19 protein-coding genes and 2 tRNA genes are annotated in these 19,361 nt (G+C 32.8%); 17 read left to right on the top strand and 4 right to left on the bottom strand.

Annotated elements, in window-relative coordinates; translation table 11 throughout:
• Positions 1 to 84 precede the first annotated feature (84 nt).
• On the bottom strand, positions 85 to 1,365 hold the full coding sequence (locus AC2GW8_RS07050; protein ID WP_440882060.1) for an ammonium transporter: 1,281 nt from the start codon (positions 1,363 to 1,365) through the stop codon (positions 85 to 87).
• 650 nt (positions 1,366 to 2,015) lie between these two features.
• Between AC2GW8_RS07050 and AC2GW8_RS07045 the strand changes: the two genes are divergently transcribed.
• Positions 2,016 to 2,798: a tRNA pseudouridine synthase A gene (locus tag AC2GW8_RS07045; RefSeq protein ID WP_440882059.1), complete on the top strand. Its 783-nt coding sequence runs from the start codon at positions 2,016 to 2,018 to the stop codon at positions 2,796 to 2,798.
• Here the strand turns inward: AC2GW8_RS07045 and AC2GW8_RS07040 are convergent, their stop codons facing one another.
• The 3 genes from AC2GW8_RS07040 to AC2GW8_RS07030 all read right to left on the bottom strand — a co-directional run bounded on the left by AC2GW8_RS07040 (position 2,799) and on the right by AC2GW8_RS07030 (position 5,317).
• Positions 2,799 to 3,479, bottom strand: a complete 681-nt coding sequence (locus AC2GW8_RS07040) for a GNAT family N-acetyltransferase (protein WP_440882058.1) — start codon at positions 3,477 to 3,479, stop codon at positions 2,799 to 2,801. It abuts the gene before it with no gap.
• A gap of 107 nt (positions 3,480 to 3,586) precedes the next feature.
• Positions 3,587 to 4,084, bottom strand: coding sequence for a hypothetical protein (locus AC2GW8_RS07035; protein WP_440882057.1), 498 nt, complete (start codon positions 4,082 to 4,084; stop codon positions 3,587 to 3,589).
• 90 nt (positions 4,085 to 4,174) lie between these two features.
• Positions 4,175 to 5,317: an acyl-CoA dehydrogenase gene (locus tag AC2GW8_RS07030; protein WP_440882056.1), complete on the bottom strand. Its 1,143-nt coding sequence runs from the start codon at positions 5,315 to 5,317 to the stop codon at positions 4,175 to 4,177.
• A gap of 100 nt (positions 5,318 to 5,417) precedes the next feature.
• On the opposite strand from AC2GW8_RS07030, the gene AC2GW8_RS07025 reads away from it, so the two are divergent.
• The 16 genes from AC2GW8_RS07025 to wecB all read left to right on the top strand — a co-directional run bounded on the left by AC2GW8_RS07025 (position 5,418) and on the right by wecB (position 19,359).
• Entirely contained in the window at positions 5,418 to 6,488 is a 1,071-nt protein-coding gene (locus AC2GW8_RS07025; protein WP_440882055.1) for an anhydro-N-acetylmuramic acid kinase, read from the top strand.
• A 308-nt stretch (positions 6,489 to 6,796) separates the two neighbouring features.
• Positions 6,797 to 8,023: a Glu/Leu/Phe/Val dehydrogenase dimerization domain-containing protein gene (locus AC2GW8_RS07020; RefSeq protein ID WP_440882054.1), complete on the top strand. Its 1,227-nt coding sequence runs from the start codon at positions 6,797 to 6,799 to the stop codon at positions 8,021 to 8,023.
• A 19-nt stretch (positions 8,024 to 8,042) separates the two neighbouring features.
• Complete coding sequence (gene nhaB, locus AC2GW8_RS07015) at positions 8,043 to 9,515, top strand: sodium/proton antiporter NhaB (RefSeq protein ID WP_440882053.1); 1,473 nt, start codon at positions 8,043 to 8,045, stop codon at positions 9,513 to 9,515.
• 122 nt (positions 9,516 to 9,637) lie between these two features.
• A complete protein-coding gene (locus AC2GW8_RS07010) occupies positions 9,638 to 10,324 on the top strand; it encodes a MotA/TolQ/ExbB proton channel family protein (protein WP_440882052.1) in 687 nt (228 codons plus the stop codon).
• A gap of 2 nt (positions 10,325 to 10,326) precedes the next feature.
• Positions 10,327 to 10,719, top strand: coding sequence for an ExbD/TolR family protein (locus AC2GW8_RS07005; RefSeq protein ID WP_440882051.1), 393 nt, complete (start codon positions 10,327 to 10,329; stop codon positions 10,717 to 10,719).
• A gap of 4 nt (positions 10,720 to 10,723) precedes the next feature.
• On the top strand, positions 10,724 to 11,542 hold the full coding sequence (locus AC2GW8_RS07000; RefSeq protein WP_440882050.1) for an energy transducer TonB: 819 nt from the start codon (positions 10,724 to 10,726) through the stop codon (positions 11,540 to 11,542).
• 23 nt (positions 11,543 to 11,565) lie between these two features.
• Entirely contained in the window at positions 11,566 to 12,774 is a 1,209-nt protein-coding gene (locus AC2GW8_RS06995; RefSeq protein ID WP_440882049.1) for a bifunctional folylpolyglutamate synthase/dihydrofolate synthase, read from the top strand.
• 138 nt (positions 12,775 to 12,912) lie between these two features.
• Positions 12,913 to 12,987: transfer RNA gene (locus AC2GW8_RS06990), tRNA-Val, on the top strand.
• 32 nt (positions 12,988 to 13,019) lie between these two features.
• A tRNA-Val gene (locus tag AC2GW8_RS06985) sits at positions 13,020 to 13,094 on the top strand.
• 48 nt (positions 13,095 to 13,142) lie between these two features.
• The gene (locus AC2GW8_RS06980; protein WP_440882048.1) at positions 13,143 to 13,466 is read left to right on the top strand and encodes a GIY-YIG nuclease family protein; all 324 of its coding nucleotides are present in this window, start codon (positions 13,143 to 13,145) and stop codon (positions 13,464 to 13,466) included.
• 39 nt (positions 13,467 to 13,505) lie between these two features.
• Positions 13,506 to 13,742, top strand: coding sequence for a GIY-YIG nuclease family protein (locus AC2GW8_RS06975; RefSeq protein WP_440882047.1), 237 nt, complete (start codon positions 13,506 to 13,508; stop codon positions 13,740 to 13,742).
• 159 nt (positions 13,743 to 13,901) lie between these two features.
• Complete coding sequence (locus AC2GW8_RS06970) at positions 13,902 to 15,179, top strand: nucleotide sugar dehydrogenase (protein WP_440882046.1); 1,278 nt, start codon at positions 13,902 to 13,904, stop codon at positions 15,177 to 15,179.
• A 186-nt stretch (positions 15,180 to 15,365) separates the two neighbouring features.
• Positions 15,366 to 16,301, top strand: coding sequence for a Gfo/Idh/MocA family protein (locus AC2GW8_RS06965; protein ID WP_440882045.1), 936 nt, complete (start codon positions 15,366 to 15,368; stop codon positions 16,299 to 16,301).
• Positions 16,302 to 16,393: 92 nt separating this feature from the next.
• Positions 16,394 to 16,822 carry an adenylyltransferase/cytidyltransferase family protein gene (locus AC2GW8_RS06960; RefSeq protein ID WP_440882044.1) on the top strand — a complete coding sequence of 143 codons (429 nt, stop codon included), beginning with the start codon at positions 16,394 to 16,396 and terminating at the stop codon, positions 16,820 to 16,822.
• Positions 16,823 to 16,912: 90 nt separating this feature from the next.
• On the top strand, positions 16,913 to 18,235 hold the full coding sequence (locus tag AC2GW8_RS06955) for a UDP-glucose dehydrogenase family protein (RefSeq protein ID WP_440882043.1): 1,323 nt from the start codon (positions 16,913 to 16,915) through the stop codon (positions 18,233 to 18,235).
• Positions 18,232 to 19,359, top strand: a complete 1,128-nt coding sequence (gene wecB / locus AC2GW8_RS06950; RefSeq protein WP_440882042.1) for a non-hydrolyzing UDP-N-acetylglucosamine 2-epimerase — start codon at positions 18,232 to 18,234, stop codon at positions 19,357 to 19,359. The genes AC2GW8_RS06955 and wecB overlap by 4 nt, the downstream gene beginning before the upstream one ends.
• The last annotated feature ends 2 nt before the right edge of the window (positions 19,360 to 19,361 follow it).

Below are 19,361 nucleotides of genomic sequence, written 5' to 3'. Positions count from 1 at the left end.
CAAATCGAGAGATATTTAAACTAAAACACCATATTTTAGTAGTATTGAATTGGTTATTTATTTTTATGTTTTCGAGCATACAAATTATTCGCCTCGATCTCTTTTACCTGGATACGCAATTGTTCCATGCTCAGCAAGATCTAGTCCTTTTTCTTCAATTTCTTTAGAAACACGTAGACCTATGGTTTTTTTTAGTGTGTACAGTACAATAAATGCTAGTATTGTAGCCCATAAAGCGTAGGCAATAGCTCCTATTACTTGAATACCCAGTTGAGAAAGTCCTCCTCCGTTAAAGAGCCCAATTCCTTTATCTCCATTAACTCCCCATAGACCTATCACTAACGTGCCCCATATTCCGACAACACCATGAACAGAAGCTGCTCCGATAGCATCGTCTATTCTTAATTTTTTTTCTATAAATTCAATTGAAAAAACAACTAAAACCCCTCCAATTAACCCAGCTAATGCTGCCCCAGTTTCAGTCAGGTAGCTACACCCAGCAGTAATACTTACTAAGCCAGCTAAAGCGCCGTTTAATGTTTGTGCTAGATGCGGTTTTCCATACCAGATCCATGTTGTTATTAAAGCACCTAGACCACCAGCTGCAGCAGATAAATTAGTAATTAATACAATATTCGATGCAGAAATGGCATCTTGTCCTCCCCATGCAAGCTGAGAACCTCCATTAAAACCAAACCAACCGAACCATAAAATGAAAACTCCTAAAGTTGCTAATATTTGATTATGACCAGGAATAGGAATAACTTTATTTCCGACAAATTTACCAATTCTAGGTCCCACTAATATTGCTGCTACCAATGCAGCCCATCCTCCAACTGAATGAACTACAGAAGATCCTGCAAAGTCAATAAATCCTATTTTTGTTAACCAACCTTCACCTTGCCATTGCCATCCACCTGATATTGGATATATAAATGCAGTTATTATTATTGAAAATATAACATATGTTGAATATTTTGTTCTTCCAGCAATGGCTCCAGATACTATTGTAGCAGCAGTAGCAGCAAACATTGTTTGAAATAAAAGATCAACTCCTTCACCAAGGAAAAGACCGCCCCAAAAAAAATACCCATTTGATGTTTTACCATACATTAAAGAATATCCAATTATCCAATAGGTTAAAGAACCAACACAAATATCAAGTAAGTTTTTCATTGCTATGTTTACAGCATTTTTAGATCTTGTCATACCAGATTCAACTAAAGTAAATCCAGCTTGCATAAAAAAAACTAAGATTGCAGAGAGTAGCATCCATAACATTCCCAAATCCTCTTTTATTTTTCCTAGTTCTATTGCTAATGAAGAGGCATCATTATTTTGAATTGTTGTATATATTACATTCATATCATTTTTATTGTAGATTTAATTGAAAATACTTAACAGAATCTTATTTTATATTAGTTTATACTTTTGTATAACCTTTAGATGATTTACTTGTTTCTTTCCAAGGGTTAAACTATTTTTAGATACACCTAGCTTCCAAAAAACAGCATTTAATTAGGGTATTTATATAATGCTTAACATTTATAATTATTGAGTGATACTTTATAGTTATAAAGACAAAAAAATATGTTTCAAAACACGATTATTGTAGGTTGTATATCATCAATTATGCTTCTAATTTTGGTTGAAATAGATTACAAAGTTTCATTTTTTTACGGATATAAACAAATGACATATAGTGTATTACCGCTTAAAAACGTTTTCGTGAGTTATATACGATTCAAAAAATAAGGGGTAAAAATTTTAATATGATAAAAGCGCTTTAGTTAACTTTAACTAAAATAATAAGTACTCAAATAAAGATAAAAAAAATACGAATATAATAAAAATGAATTTTTTTTAATAAAAACACATAAAAGGTGTTTTTTGTTTATTTTTTAAGTCTTTTTTTAATTGTTTTTTCATTAAAATCAATTTTTTATTGAATTTTATTTATTTGTTTAATTGCTTGTTAATGAGGTAAAATTGTAAAATGATCGTAGATTTGAAAAATGAATTATAATTATTCTTACTGTATCAGAATTCAATATCTTGGTTTTAGATTTCATGGGTGGCAAAAGCAACCTGGATTAAAAACAGTCCATTGGGCCATAGATAAAACATTAAAGTTCGTTTGTAAAGGGATCAGAAATAAGTCCATTGGAGTCGGGAGAACAGACGCTATGGTTTCCTCAACAAATTATGTTTTTCAGTTGTTTATAGATGAAAAGCTTAAAGAAACAGATTTTATTGAAAGTTTTAATAAAAACTCACCATCTGATATTAGAGCTTTGACTATTAAAAGAATAACAGATAACGCTTTTAATATTATTCAGCATCCCAAGTTAAAAGAATATCGATATTATTTTTCTCATGGAGAAAAAAATCATCCCTATTGTGCTGCTTTTTTAACAGGAGTTTTACAAATACTTGATCTTGATAAAATGAAAAAAGGAGCGAAGTTGTTTGAAGGGTTTCATAATTTTACGAGATATTGTACAAAGCCTTCTAAGGAAACCAAAGTAGAAAGAGTAATTGATAAATGTATTATTACAGAAAATACTGAGTTTTCGGCATCGTTTTTTCCCGAAAGAAGTTACGTTTTAATTGTAAAAGGAGAAGGTTTTCTTAGGAATCAAATACGTTTAATAATGGGGGCGTTATTTGAGTTAGGAAAAGGAAACTATGATTTAGATTTTATAAAAGAATCTTTAAATCCGAATAGTGATATTGATTTTCTAAAAACAATAGCACCCTCTTCTGGACTTCATTTACATGAAATTGAATTTAAATAATTACGATTTTTTTATATAATGCCTCCAAGTCATTTCTCCAATAATTTTAAAACCTAAATTGTTATATAACTTTAAAGCTTTGGTGTTTTCTTTAACAACATGTAAAATAGGCGTTTTACGTTTTTTTAAAATTTGATTTGAAATGTAAATTACTAATTGTTTAGCCATTCCTCTCCGCATATAATCCGGATGTGTTACAACAGCACTTATTTCAGTATAATTTTCCATTCTAAACCTTTCACCAGTGGCGGCAACGAGCTTATTATTCATAAAAATACCATAATAATCACCCATTTCAAAAGTTCTTTTTTTAAAATAACCAGGCATTACTAACCAAACTAGGTTATAAAGTTCGTTGATGTGTAGTTTAGTTAATTTTTCAATCTTATAGTTATGTTCAAAAGGAATTTTTTCATTGATCATCATCTGATGACAGGCAACAGTTCTGTCTAAAATTAGGCTTTGATGATGTTTGGGTTGTTGATTTCCCACAATGAAAAAGTCATGACATAGTTCACTATACAGCTCCATTGCTTTGTCGGTGTCTTTTATATCGGTAAAGCTACCAAATGGGCATATATCAGGATCGTAAAACTTAACTCCTTTATAATTAATAGCAAATGCTTTATGTGTTTCAGATAGTGCCTTCCAAACAGGATTTTCAAGTTCTGTACTAAACATCTTATATTTATAATAATTCTCAAATATAAATTTTATTTTTATCTCAGATGTCTAAAAAATAAAAAGCTCACCATTCGATGAGCTTTTATTTAGATTTATTTTTAATATTATAAGCTAAATAATACTCCCAAACCGATATTATTCATACTTATTGCATCATTTGACATACCATTAAAGCTTGCTTGAATGGCTATATTATCTGCAACATCATAGCTAACCATAGGTCTGTAATAAAAACCTCCTTCATTACCTTGACTTATACCAACTCCGTAACCGATATCTGCTCCAATACTAAATTTATCCGAAGCTTCATATCTTGCTGCCGCCGCGATTGGTAAAAATTGGGCGTCGCCTATGCTACCTAAAGATAATCCGAAAACTTCTTGTTCTTTACCGAAGAAGTTTATGAAGGCAACAGATGGTCCTGCTTTGAACTTATCAGCAACATCAAATAAATAGTTAGCTTCAGCTCCAAGAGTGAAAGAATAAGCATCGCTAATGTCCCCTACAGGAAGTCCAGCGTTTACACCTACATTAAATTCTCCTTTTTGAGCTTGGATTGAAGTTCCAATAACAATTGCCATAAAAAAAAATAGTTTTCTCATTTTTAAAATTTTTAAAGTTGATTGTTACTTTTCAACATTCGTGCCAATTTTAAAAAAGAGAAAACTTAAATATTTTTTGTAGGGAGAAATTTATCCTTTAATTAAACTTCTTGAAATTACAATTTTTTGAATTTCAGAAGTACCTTCATAAATTTGGGTGATCTTTGCATCACGCATTAATCTTTCTACGTGATATTCTTTTACAAAACCATTACCTCCGTGAATTTGAACTGCTTCAACAGTTTGCTCCATAGCAACTTTAGAGGCATATAATTTAGCCATTGCTCCTGATTGGTCATAATTATCACCTTCATCTTTATCAAAAGCAGCTTTCATTACTAAATGACGAGCAGCAGTTATTTCTGTATACATATCTGCAAGCTTAAATGCTATTGCTTGATGATTGCATATTTCAGTACCAAAAGCTTTACGCTCCTTAGCGTATTTTAAAGCTAATTCATAGGCTCCAGAGGCAATACCTAATGCTTGTGCAGCAATACCGATGCGACCACCAGATAAGGTTTTCATAGCGAATTTGAAGCCAAATCCATCTTCTCCAATTCTATTTTCTTTGGGGACTTTAACGTCGTTGAATTGCAACGTATGTGTATCAGAACCACGAATCCCTAGTTTATCTTCTTTTGGGCCAATATGAAAACCATCCATACTTTTTTCAACAATAAAAGCATTGATTCCTCTATGCCCCTTACTTCTATCTGTTTGAGCGATAACGAGGTAAACATCTGATCGTCCACCATTGGTAATCCAATTTTTAGTTCCATTTAATAAATAATAGTCACCTTTATCTTCAGCAGTAGTTGCTTGAGAGGTAGCATCACTTCCTGCTTCTGGTTCACTCAAACAAAAAGCTCCAATTTGTTCACCTGTAGCTAGTTTTGTTAAGTATTTTTGTTTTTGTTCTTCTGAACCATAAGCTTCTAATCCATAGCACACCAATGAGTTGTTCACAGAAACCATAACAGAGGCAGAAGCATCGATTTTAGATAGCTCTTCCATAATGAGAATGTAGGAAATAGTATCCATACCACTCCCTCCATATTTGGGATTAACCATGATGCCCATAAATCCAAGTTCCCCCATTTTTCGGACTAACTCGTTAGGAAATTCCTGCTTTTCATCTCGTTCAATAACGCCAGGTAATAATTCGGTTTGTGCAAAATCACGAGCAGCATCTCGAATCATTAAATGCTCTTCAGTAAGGTTGAAATTCATTTATTGTTTTATTAATTCACTTGTTAAATTCGTAAAATATGTTTCCAAAGATAAGTTTTTGATGTGAAATATTCAATAGACTTTTCTATTTTTACTGAATATGTTAGATGAAAAATATTTTGTTATTGGGGTAATGTCAGGCACATCTTTAGATGGTGTTGACGTAGTTTATGTTGAATTTAAAAAAAAAGATTTTAGTAAGTATGAGATAGTTTTTAGTGAAACTATTTCTTATTCAGTTGATTGGGTGGAGAGGTTGCGTGGGGGAATATCCTTAACAAGAGATGCTTTATTGGTCTTGGACATAGAGTATGCTGAATTACTTTCTAATCTAATTAATGATTTTATATATAGAAATAATATAAAAAATGTTGATTTCATCGCATCACATGGGCATACCATATTTCATCAGCCCGACAAAGGAATTACATTGCAAATAGGAGATGGTCAAACTATTGCTAATAAAACTTCAAAAAAGGTAGTTTGTGATTTTCGTACACAAGATGTTGCTTTTGGTGGACAAGGAGCTCCTTTAGTTCCAATTGGAGATAAAATATTATTTTCTAAATTTAAATACTGTATTAATCTAGGTGGTTTCGCTAACATATCATTTGATAATGCTATAGGCAAACGGATAGCATTTGATTTATGCCCACTAAATATTGTTTTGAATCATTATGCCAGAAAATTAGGGAGAGATTTTGATGATGGGGGACGTATTGCAATGAAAGGAAAGCTTAATGAGGATTTATTTGAAAAACTTAATAGCATAGATTATTACCATCAAAAGCCACCAAAATCTCTTGGTTTGGAATGGGTTCAAAAAAATATTTTTTCGCTATTAAACGAATTTAACGATGATACTCCAACAATATTAAGAACATTTGTGGAACATGCTGCTTTCCAGATTTATAAGTCAATTGGTAACGAAGTAAGTGTTCTTTACACAGGTGGTGGCGTTTTTAATACTTTTTTAACGAGTCGAATCGATTTTTTTTCTAACCAAAGGGTAGTTTTGATGGAAAAGAAGCTTATTGAATATAAGGAAGCATTAATTTTTGCTTTGTTAGGGGTTTTAAGAGTCGAAAACAAAATAAATTGTTTAGCTTCAGTTACTGGGGCGAATTCTGATCATTCATCGGGAAAAATTTACACTAATAAATCTTCCTAAGCATTAGCAAAATACTTCTTACATAAATATTACAAAATAATTTATATATCAGTATTACAAACAATAGTATTCTGAACAATTTTAAGTAATTAGAGCAGTTTAATTTCAATTTAAAACAAGTTATACTTAATACAAGTAGTTAGGTAAAATAAAAACATAAAACATATATTTTTTTGGTAAGTTTGCGATATTAGGAAATTAAAACATTATTTAGATGAATCAGCTTTAACTTCCCCTTAAGGGGAAAATCACTAAAACAGTTTTGCTAAAAAGGAAAAAACATAAAGTTGAATATTACTAAAATAAAAATGAAAGAATTACTTAAAAAATACGAAGAAAAACAACCTGAAATAGTTTTTAATTGGAAAGATCCAGAAACAGAGGCTGAAGGTTGGACTGTTATAAATTCATTAAGAGGCGGAGCTGCTGGAGGTGGAACAAGAATGAGAAAAGGATTGGATAAATATGAGGTGATGTCACTAGCGAAAACGATGGAAGTGAAATTTACTGTTTCAGGTCCTGCAATCGGAGGCGCTAAGTCAGGTATTAATTTTGACCCTCACGATCCAAGAAAAAAAGGAGTTTTAGAACGATGGTATAAAGCAGTAGCGCCTTTACTAAAGAATTATTATGGTACTGGAGGAGATTTAAATGTTGATGAAATACATGAGGTAATTCCTATTACAGAAGATAGTGGAGTTTGGCATCCTCAAGAAGGCGTTTTTAATGGTCATTTTAAACCAACAGAGGCAGATAAGATAAATAGAATAGGTCAGTTGCGTCATGGAGTTATAAAGGTTTTAGAGGATACTAACCTTTCACCTAGTATTGACAGAAAGTATACAGTAGCTGATATGATTACGGGTTATGGTGTAGCTGAAGCGGTCAAGCACTACTATGAAATCTATGGAGGAAGTGTTGTAGGAAAAAGAGCCATTGTCCAAGGTTTTGGAAATGTTGGTTCAGCAGCTGCTTTTTATTTAGCTCAAATGGGAGCAAAAGTGGTTGGTATCATAGATAGAGTTGGAGGGGTTATTAAAGAGGAGGGTTTTTCTTTTGAAGAAATTACGAACCTTTTTTTAAACAAAGACGGCAACACGTTGATTGCTGAAGATATGATTCCTTTTGAGGAAATGAACACTAGAATTTGGAATTTACCTTGTGAGATTTTTGCTCCATGTGCGGCTTCTAGATTAATTAAAAAAGATCAAATTGATCAAATGATTGCCACTGGATTGGAAGTAATATCGTGCGGAGCAAATGTGCCTTTTGCAGACCAAGAGATTTTCTTCGGACCAATAATGGAGGAAACGGATAAAAAAGTTAGCCTAATTCCTGACTTTATCTCAAATTGTGGAATGGCAAGAGTTTTTGCCTATTTTATGGAAAGAAGAGTAGAAATGACTGATGAGGCAATTTTTAATGATACCTCAAACATTATAAAAAAAGCATTACAGAAAACATTTTCTAAAAGTGCTTCAAAGACAAAAATAAGTGAAACAGCTTTTGAAATAGCGCTGAAGGAGCTAGTTTAAAAGCTTTAAATTAAGTAGTATGTTTAAATATTTTTTAGGGAATAGCCCAAAGTGGTTTAAAATGACCATGATTGGCTTTTTAATCTTCAACATTTTTTCCTTTTTTGTTTTAGGAAAGACCGTAACAGCTTGGCTCTTTATTGGAGAGTTTATTTTTACTCTAGCAATGGCATTAAAATGTTACCCTTTACAATCGGGTGGTTTGTTGGCCATTGAAGCCTTGGCTTTGGGATTAACAACACCTAAAAATGCGTATCATGAAGTGGATACTAACTTGGAAGTTGTATTGCTGTTGGTGTTTATGGTTGCTGGAATTTACTTTATGAAGCCACTTTTGATGTACATTTTTAGTAAGGTATTTACTAGAATAAAATCAAAAGTAATTTTATCCGTACTCTTTGTGCTTTTGTCTGCGGTTTTGTCTGCATTTTTAGATGCTTTAACAGTAACAGCAGTTTTAATTAGTGTTGCGGTAGGGTTTTACGGTGTTTATCATAAGATAAATTCAAGCTCTTCTGATCACGATCATGATGGGACGCTAGATAGAGATGAATTAACAGGAGAAACACTGGAGCAATTTAGAAGTTTTTTGAGGAGTTTGATTATGCATGGTGTTGTAGGTACGGCTCTGGGAGGCGTATGTACGCTCGTTGGAGAGCCTCAAAATTTGTTGATAGGAGAAAGAATGGGCTGGGATTTTATTCAGTTTTTCTTAAAAATGGCTCCTATTACAATGCCTGTTCTTGTATTGGGTGTAGCGACTACAGTAGTTTTAGAGCTAACAGGATGGTTTGGTTTTGGGGCAAAGCTTCCTAAAATCGCAGCTGAAATTATTGAAAAGTATACAGAAAAAGAAGATCAACAGAGAACAGACAAGCAAAAATATGGACTTATTGTTCAAGGAGTATCTGCTGTATTATTAATTGCAGGGCTGGCTCTACATATTGCGCCAGTTGGTTTTATAGGGTTAGCGTTAATTATCGTTCAAACGGCATTTATGGGCATTATCGATGAACATCAACTTGGTCATGCTTTTGAAGAAGCGCTGCCGTTTACGGGGCTTTTAGTGGTGTTCTTTGTTATTGTAGCGATGATTCATGATCAGCACTTATTTAGTCCTATAATTCATTGGGCATTGGAACAAGATCCTTCATCGCAACCAGGATTATTCTATTTAGCAAATGGAATACTATCTGCAATTAGCGACAATGTATTTGTGGCAACTGTTTACATTGGAGAGGTACAAGAAGCATTTAAGGCAGGGCAAATATCTAGAGAGCATTTTGAAACTTTAGCTATTGCAATTAACACGGGAACAAACTTACCAAGTGTAGCAACACCTAATGGTCAAGCGGCATTCTTGTTTCTATTAACTTCTTCATTGGCTCCTTTAATAAATTTGTCATATACTAAAATGGTTAAAATGGCACTTCCTTATACAATTGTTTTAGGTGGTGTTGGATATATTATGGTTAAAATAATATTAATCTAAAATATTAAGAAACAAACATTTTATTTCATAATTTTAAATCCTGAATTTGTTTAAATTCAGGATTTTTTTAAACAATTAAAAAACAACTCATTCGTTAGTAATAAAAACTTAAATTCATTTTAATGATAGCATATTTTCAAGACAAAGGAGAAATAATTGAAGAGGGATCACAAGAAAAAACATTATCAATTTATAATCTGATAATGGACGGTGGTATTGGAGGGCAAATAATCATAGCCATATTATTTGTACTTTTAGCTGTAGCGCTATATATTTATTTCGAACGCTTTTTTGCTATTAAAGCAGCCTCTAAAGTTGATAAGAATTTCATGAATCAAATCAAAGATCATGTTATGAATGGAAAACTTGAAAGTGCAAAATCACTTTGCGATAATACAACTACGCCAGCAGCAAGGCTTATAGGAAAAGGAATTTCAAGAATAGGAAAACCTTTAGAGGATATTAACAAAGCTATTGAAAATGCTGGAAAGTTGGAAGTTTATCAATTAGAGAAAAACGTAAGTGTTTTAGCTACAATAGCAGGAGCTGCGCCTATGATCGGCTTTTTAGGGACTGTTATTGGAATGATTGTAGCTATTCATGAAATAGCAAATTCGGGAGGTCAAATAGATATAAAAATGCTTTCAGATGGTCTATATACGGCCATGACGACAACAGTAGCAGGATTAATTGTAGGGATCATCGCTTATATAACGTATAACCACTTAGTTGTTCGTACAGATAAGGTAGTCTATCAAATGGAGGCTAAGTCGGTAGAGTTTTTGGATCTTTTAAATGAGCCTGTTTAGTTATGAATTTAAGAGGAAGAAATAAAGTAGATCCTAGTTTTAATATGTCATCGATGACAGACATTGTTTTTTTGTTGTTGATATTTTTTATGTTAACATCAACGTTGGTTACCGTTAGTGCTATTGATGTTTTGCTGCCAAAAGCAGGAGGTAAAACAGAAAATAGCACCTCTATTGCTGTTACGATTACTAAAAATTCATTTTTTTATCTAGATAAGACGAAAGTAAAACCAGGTAATTTAGAGAGAGCAATACTTCAAAAGGTAGGGCCTAACAAAAAGAAAACTTTGGTAATTCGAGGAGATCAAAATGTAGCATACAAAAATGTAATGAAAGTCATTGATATCGCGAATAGGAATAAATTGAAAATGATTTTAGCGGTTAAAGGAAAATAATTTTATGGCCATACTAGATACTAAACACAAGAAAAAATCTGCAGTAATAACATTAATTATTTTGTTTTTATTTCTTTATGGTGTGTTTAATTTTGGAATGAAGTATTTGGACCCACCAATTGAATATGGCGTAGCTATTAATTTTGGTAATTCGGATGTAGGTAAAGGAGATCCTGTTGAAAAAACAAAGGAAGCATCCGCCCAAGAGCCTGCTGATGATTTTCAAGAAGATGTGGTAGAAGAAGAAGTTCAGGAAGAGGAAGTCGAAGAGGAAGTAATAACGAATGAAACTACTGATGAGGTACCGGTGGTTAAAAAAAGTAAAGAAGAAAAAAAAGAAGTTAAAAAGCCGTCGAAAAAAGATAAACCAAAGTCAAAACCAAAACCATCAAAAGCAACAACAGACGCATTGAATAGTTTATTAAATGGTACTTCAAAAGATGGTTCATCTGGAGGAGAGGGGGATGATGCGAAGGAGGGTACTAAGGGTAATGCAAATGGAGACCCTAATTCATCAAAGTATTACGGAAAAGGAGGTAGTGGCTCGGGAGGTAATTATAATCTGGCAGGTAGGAAAGCATTATCTAAACCTGTAGAAAAACCAAATTGTCAAGAGGAAGGAAAAGTAGTAGTTAGTATTGAGGTTAATAAAAATGGGAAAGTCACCAGAGCTATTCCTGGTGCCCGAGGAACTACAAATTCAGCAGCTTGCCTATTTGATGCAGCCAAAAAAGCAGCATTAAAAACCAAATGGAATTCAGATCCCAATGCGCCTTCTAAGCAAAAAGGAACAATTATTTATCAATTTTCACTTTCACAGTAAGTTAGACAAATATTTTACAGTAAATGACGTACCAAGAAACACTTGATTGGATGTTTGCACAGTTACCTATGTATCAAAAACAAGGTAAAACTGCGTTTAAAAAAGATTTAACCAATACGATAGCTTTAGCCAAGCATCTCGGAAACCCCGAACGAAAATTTAAATCCATCCATGTTGGTGGAACAAATGGTAAGGGTTCAACAAGTCATATGATTGCTTCAATACTTCAAGAAGCTGGTTATAAGGTGGGACTTTATACGTCTCCTCATTTGAAAAATTTTACTGAAAGAATTCGTATTAATGGAGAAGAAATATCAAAAGATTCTGTAAAAGACTTCATTGTAAAAAACAAACCTTTTTTGGAAGGACAAGGACTATCCTTTTTTGAAATGACTGTATGTATGGCCTTTAATGAATTTGCTAATAAAAATGTTGATATAGCTGTAGTTGAGGTGGGGCTGGGTGGAAGGTTAGATTCTACAAATATAATTACTCCTGAAGTGTCAGTAATAACTAATATAGGCTTGGATCATACTCAGTTCTTGGGAGAAACTTTAATAGAAATAGCAGGTGAAAAAGCTGGGATTATTAAAAATTCTGTTCCAGTAGTAATTGGCGAAAGACAAAAAGAAACAACTCTAGTTTTTGAAAGAAAAGCAGAGGAATGTGGTGTAGAATTGGTTTTTGCTTCTGATAGTCATGAGGTTTATTCAACAGATTTGTTAGGAGATTATCAACTTCATAATTCAAGAACAGCTGTGCGGGCTGTAAAGGAATTAAAAGACTATGTTATATCTAAAGAAAGTATAGAAAAAGGACTTTTAAACGTAGTTCGTAACACGAATTTAAAGGGAAGGTGGCAAATACTTCAGGGATTACCTAAAATTATTTGTGATACAGCACATAACAAAGAAGGGTTGTCTTATGTATTGGCGCAACTAAGTAAAGAAAATTATAAGCGACTTCATATACTCTTGGGGGTTGTTTCTGATAAAAAATTGGAAAATGTTTTACCAATGTTTCCCAAAGAAGCCGTCTATTATTTCTGTAGGCCTAACATTCCGAGAGGGCTTTCTGAAGAGAAGCTGAAAGAAAAAGCAAAAAAATATGGATTGAGGGGGGAATCGTATTCTTCAGTTAATGATGGGTATAAGTCTTTGAAAATTAATTTAAAAGAAAATGATTTGGCATATGTGGGAGGAAGTACTTTTGTTGTAGCTGAAATTATATAGAAAAAACTTTATGAAAAGTCTTGTAGATTCTAAAAACTATTATATATTTGCACCCGCAATTAGCAATTAATGTTATTGAAAAGTTAATTATTAGTCGCAAAAAAATATAACTCTATCCTTAAAGAGTATAAAAAATAAGGGCGCGTAGCTCAGTTGGTTCAGAGCACTTGGTTTACACCCAAGGGGTCAGGGGTTCGAATCCCTTCGCGCCCACAAACTCATACTTAGTGAGTATAAATAATTAAGGGCGCGTAGCTCAGTTGGTTCAGAGCACTTGGTTTACACCCAAGGGGTCAGGGGTTCGAATCCCTTCGCGCCCACAGAAATAAAAGCTATCCATATGGATAGCTTTTTTAATTTATAGAGCTATGAAATTCTATGTTTATATTTTATACTCAAGACATCTGGGTAACTATTACATTGGTTCAACTTCTGATGTCGAGAATCGTTTAAAAAAACATTTGTCCAATCATAAAGGATACACGTCTAAAGCTAAAGACTGGATCGTTGTTTACAAAGAAGAATTTCAGACTAAATCGGAAGCGCTTTTTCGAGAGCGTGAAATAAAAAAATGGAAAAGTAGTAAGAAGATTGCGAGTTTGATAAATCAGGGGTACCCCAATTGGTTCAGAACATCCCGATTATCATCGGGAGCGTCAGGGGTTCGAATCCCTTCGCGCCCACAGAAATGAAGGCTATCCATGTGGGTAGCTTTTTTAATTTATAGAGCTATGAAATTCTACGTTTATATTTTATACTCAAGATATTTGGGTAACTATTACATCGGTTCAACTTCTGATGTCGAAAATCGTTTAAAGAAACATTTGTCCAATCATAAAGGATACACGTCTAAAGCTAAAGACTGGATCGTTGTTTACAAAGAAGAATTTCAGACTAAATCGGAAGCGCTTTTTCGAGAACGTAAAATAAAAAATGAAAAAGATTTTTATTTCTGTTTTCATTTATAATGAAGAGCTAATTTAATTTTATTAATACCAATAATATTCATTACTCTTTAAAGAAGAGTCTGTCTGTTAATAATTTCAACATAATTACATTTTAAAAGTAGCGTGTTTCCTTAAAATTACAAAGCTGTTTTTGTAAATTAGTTTATTTAAACATATTGAATGAGTAAACCAATTATAGGTATTGTGGGGCTGGGTTATGTAGGCCTCCCTTTGGCATGTCTTTTCGCTACTAAGTATAAAGTAATAGGGTATGATATTAAAGAAGAAAGAATTAATGAATTAAAAAACGGTGTAGATACTACTTTAGAAGTAGATGGAAAATTATTGTTTGAAGTTGTTGTTGAAGGTTTGAATGGTGAACAAGGTTTATTTTTAACTACTAGTTTTTCTGAGTTAAAGAGGTGTAATTATTATATAGTGGCTGTGCCTACCTGTGTTGATGAAAAGAATCAACCCGTATTGAATTCGTTATTGGAAGCTAGTAAAGTTTTAGGTAAATGTTTGAAAAAAGAAGATATCGTAATATATGAATCTACTGTGTATCCAGGAGCTACAGAGGAAGTTTGCGTTCCTATTTTAGAAAGATCGTCAAATTTAAAATATAATAGAGATTTTTATGTAGGGTATTCTCCAGAGAGAGTTAGTCCTGGAGTGAAGACAAGGACCCTTGAAAATATTTTGAAGATTACATCAGGTTCTACTAAAGAAACTGCATCAAAAATTGACAACTTATATCGATCGGTTCTGAAAAAAGGAACACAGTTAGTATCGTCAATTAAAGTGGCAGAAGCGGCAAAGATTGTGGAAAACTGTCAAAGAGATATTAATATAGCTTTTGTAAACGAAATGGCTAAAATATTTAATTTGATGAATATTGATACTCATGAAGTACTTGAAGCGGCAGAGACGAAATGGAATTTTTTACCATTTAAGCCTGGTTTAGTTGGGGGGTATTGTATTGGCACTGACCCTTATTACTTGACTCAAAAAGCGAAACAATACGGTTATTATCCAGAAGTTATTTTATCAGGAAGAAGGTTAAACGATGGCATGGGGGTATATGTGGCTTCTGAGGTTATTAAGTTGTTGATAGATAAGGGAATTAATATAAAGAAAGCGAATGCTTTAATTCTCGGTTTTACTTTCAAAGAAAACTGCCCTGATGTAAGGAATACGAAGGTTATAGATATTTATAAGAAATTAAGAATGTTTGGTCTTAATACAGATGTTTATGACCCTATAGCAAACAAAGCTTATGTTAAGTCACATTATGAAGTAGATTTAATACAACAACCTATGGATAATAACTACGATGTTATTGTCCTAGCTGTTTCCCATAACAATTTTAGACTACTTGAAATTGAAAAGCTGAAAAGAAAAGGCGGGGTTGTTTATGATGTTAAAAACTTTTTAGCATGTAAAGATAGAACATTGTAGAGTAGGGAGGAATAGAACTATTTTTTATATTTATGATAAATAGTGTTATTTCGAGTGAAGCTGAAAGGGCTTTCTTGAATTTTAATCAGAAATACGAATTCTAGTTCTGTTATGTTTTGATGTGCTTTGTCAATAGTATCAAATTTTAAAAGGCATGGCTTCATGTTTAAAAAATAGAGTTTAAAAATGAAAAATTTTGCATTAGTTGGGGCCGCGGGTTATGTTGCACCAAGGCATATGAAAGCTATTAAAGAAACAGGGAATGATCTACTAGTTGCTTTAGATAAAAATGATAGCGTTGGAGTGCTGGATCGTTATTTTCCAGATACCCTTTTTTTTACGGAAGAAAAATTATTTATAAAATACATAGAGCAATTAAAAAGAGATGAAAATAAAAAAATCGATTATTTTAGTGTTTGTTCCCCCAATCATTTACATGATTACCATGTTTCCATGGCCTTGAGGGCAGGTGCAAACGTCATATGTGAGAAACCATTGACCTTAAATCCATCGAATATAGATATTTTGGAGGCTGTTGAAAAGGAATCAGCAGGAACGATTTATACGATACTACAATTAAGATTGCATCCGAGTATCATTAAATTGAAAAAAAGAATTAATCAAGAAAATAAAAGGCAAAAGTACAACGTTGATCTTACCTATATAACCGCTCGCGGAAATTGGTATCAAAATTCATGGAAAGGGAGTCAAACCAAATCAGGAGGGATTGCCATTAATATAGGGATTCATTTTTTTGATATGCTGTTATGGTTGTTTGGAGAATTGAAAGATAGTTACCTTCATGTAAAAGAAAAAAATAAAATGGCAGGATATTTGGAGTTAGAAAGGGCAAGGGTTCGTTGGTTTTTATCCATTGATAAGAAGACACTGCCAGATGTTATTTTAAAAAAAGGGATGCCAGTTTATAGAAGTATGATAGTTGATAAACAGGAAATTAGTTTTACAAATGGTTTTACGGATTTGCATACGGAAAGCTACGGTAAAGTATTGGCTAAAAAAGGCTTTAAAATGCAAGAAGCAAGGCCATCTATAGAACTAGCTTCGCTAATAAGGAATTCTGTTAAGGTAAATTTAGGAGAAAAACATTTTTTTTTAGCATAGAAAATATATCTTTGCCCAGTTAAAAGCAAATGAAAAAACCTACTAAATAGTTTTGATTTTATTCAAATCAGTAAAAAAATAAAAATATGCAGATGAAAATAGGCATAACATTCAGTGCATTTGATTTATTGCATGCAGGACATATTAAAATGTTAGAAGAGGCGAAGCGTCATTGCGATTATTTAATATGTGGGTTACAAACAGATCCTACAATAGACAGACCAGACAAAAATAGACCGGTTCAATCAGTCGTAGAACGATACATTCAATTGAAAGGATGTAAATATGTGGACGAAATAGTACCTTATGCAACAGAGCAAGATTTAGAGGATATATTGAAGTCGTTTCATATTGATGTGCGAATTATTGGTGAAGAGTATGCAAATAAGAAATTTACAGGAAGAGATTACTGCGAGAAAAAAGGAATTAAATTATATTTCAACAAAAGAGAGCATCGTTTTTCTAGTAGCGGTTTGCGAAAAGAAGTACATGATAAAGAAAATTTAAAAGAAAAGAAATAGAAGACTCTAGTTGTGTTGGCATTTGAGAAACTAATAAGATCTCACCTTGCTTAGTTAACATCTAAAGGAAATGACATTTCATCAAAAAAAATGAATATAGCTGTAATTGGTGCGGGTTATGTTGGGTTGGTTTCAGGAACATGTTTTTCTGAAATGGGGAATAAAGTCACTTGTGTCGATATTGATAAGAGCAAGATCAATAGTATACATCAAGGGGTAATCCCAATTTATGAACCAGGTTTAGAGAAAATGGTTGTAAAGAATATTGATAAAAAAAATCTTTTTTTTACAACTAACATAAGCGAAGCTATTGAAGATGCTGAAGTAGTTTTTATAGCGGTTGGAACTCCCATGGGGGAAGATGGTTCTGCTGATTTACAATATGTTTTAGCGGTTGCTAAAGAAATTGGAATGAAAATGAATCAAGAATTGGTAATAGTAGATAAGTCTACAGTTCCAGTTGGCACTGCAGATAAAGTAAAGGCTTGTATTCAAAATGAACTTGATAAGAGGAATCTAAATCTCAATTTTCATGTGGTTTCGAATCCTGAATTTCTCAAAGAAGGAGACGCGATAAATGATTTCATGAAACCGGACAGAGTGGTTATTGGAGCGGATACGGATTTTTCCATCAAGAAAATGAAACAACTGTATAGTCCATTTTTCCGAACTCATGATCGTTTTATAACTATGGATGTGCGTTCTGCAGAGATGACGAAGTATGCGGCTAATGCTATGTTGGCTACAAAAATCTCATTTATGAATGAGATAGCCAATATTTGTGAGAGAGTAGGGGCTGATGTCAATAATGTGAGACTGGGAATAGGTTCTGATAGTCGAATTGGTTACAGTTTTATTTACCCAGGAATTGGTTATGGAGGGTCTTGTTTTCCTAAAGACGTTAAGGCTTTGAAGAGGATCGGTGAGGAGTATGGTTATGAGGCGCAGTTGATACAGTCTGTTGAAGATGTTAATAATAGGCAAAAGTTTGTAATAGCGGAAAAAGTTATTAAGAAATTTGGAGAAGATTTATCTGGAAAGACTTTTGCAATTTGGGGTCTATCTTTTAAGCCAGGAACTGATGATATGCGAGAAGCTCCATCTATTTACGTGATTAATGAGTTGGTAAAAAGAGGAGCTAGAATTAAAGCATATGACCCAAAAGCAATAAACGAGGCAAGGCATTTTTATCTAAAAGATATGGAAAGAGTTGAGTATTTTGAAAGCAAGTATGAGGTTTTAGATGGTGTTGATGCCTTAATTTTACTTACTGAGTGGAAGGAGTTTAGATCACCTGATTTTGAAGAAATAAAAAAGCAGTTGAAGTGTCCTGTAATTTTTGATGGAAGAAATCAATATATAGCATACGATCTAGAAGAGAAAGGAATAGAGTATTTTAGGATAGGAAAATGAAAAAAAAGAATTTAATAGTTTTTGGTACGCGTCCAGAGGCCATCAAAATGGCTCCTTTAGTTAAGGAATTTCAAATTTATCAAGACATTTTTGAAACAAAAGTTTGCATTACTGCACAACATAGAGAAATGTTAGATCAGGTATTAGATTTCTTTGAGATTACACCTGATTATGATCTGAATTTGATGAAGCCAAATCAGAATTTATATAGTTTAACTGCGGATATTATAACAGGATTAAAAACAATTTTAGAGGAATTTAAGCCAGATTATGTTTATGTTCATGGTGATACAACAACAACTATGGCCTCAAGTATTGCAGCATTTTATTCTGGAGCAAAAGTATGTCATGTTGAAGCAGGTCTTCGAACTTTTAACAAAAGATCACCATTTCCAGAAGAAGTAAATAGAAGTGTAGCAGGAAGTATATGTGATTACCATTTTTCACCAACGATTACCTCTAAAAGTAATTTATTAAGAGAGAATATCTCTGAAGAATCAATATTAGTTACGGGTAACACAGTTATTGATGCATTACATTTTAGTTCGGAAAAAGTAACTTCAAAGAATTATTCTGATGAAGAGGTTGTAATGCTTAAAAATATTGTAAGCACTTCAAAAAGACTAGTTTTAGTTACTGGACACAGAAGAGAAAATCATGGGCAAGGCTTTATAAACATCTGTCAAGCATTAAAAGAAATTGCAATTACGAATGAAGATGTTGAAGTTATTTATCCAGTGCATTTAAACCCCAATGTACAGAAGCCAGTTTATGAATTGTTAAATGATATTGATAATGTAAAACTAATAAACCCATTATCTTATCCGGCATTTGTTTGGTTAATGAATCAATCATACTTAATTATTACTGATAGTGGTGGGGTTCAAGAAGAAGCTCCTAGTTTGGGGAAACCAGTTTTAGTAATGAGAGATACTACAGAGAGACCTGAAGCAGTCGATGCAGGCACTGTGTTATTAGTAGGAACTGATAAGAATAAAATTGTAAAAGAAACTCAAAAGTTATTGGATAAAGAAGAGAATTATTTGTTAATGAGTAAACTTCATAACCCTTATGGAAATGGTAAAGCATGTGGACAAATAGTTAACTTTATTAAAGCATTATAAAA

The sequence above is a fragment of the Tenacibaculum profundi genome, from assembly GCF_057162725.1.
Note: the sequence above shows the minus strand (reverse complement) of the source record. Positions and strands in the feature narration are given on the sequence as shown.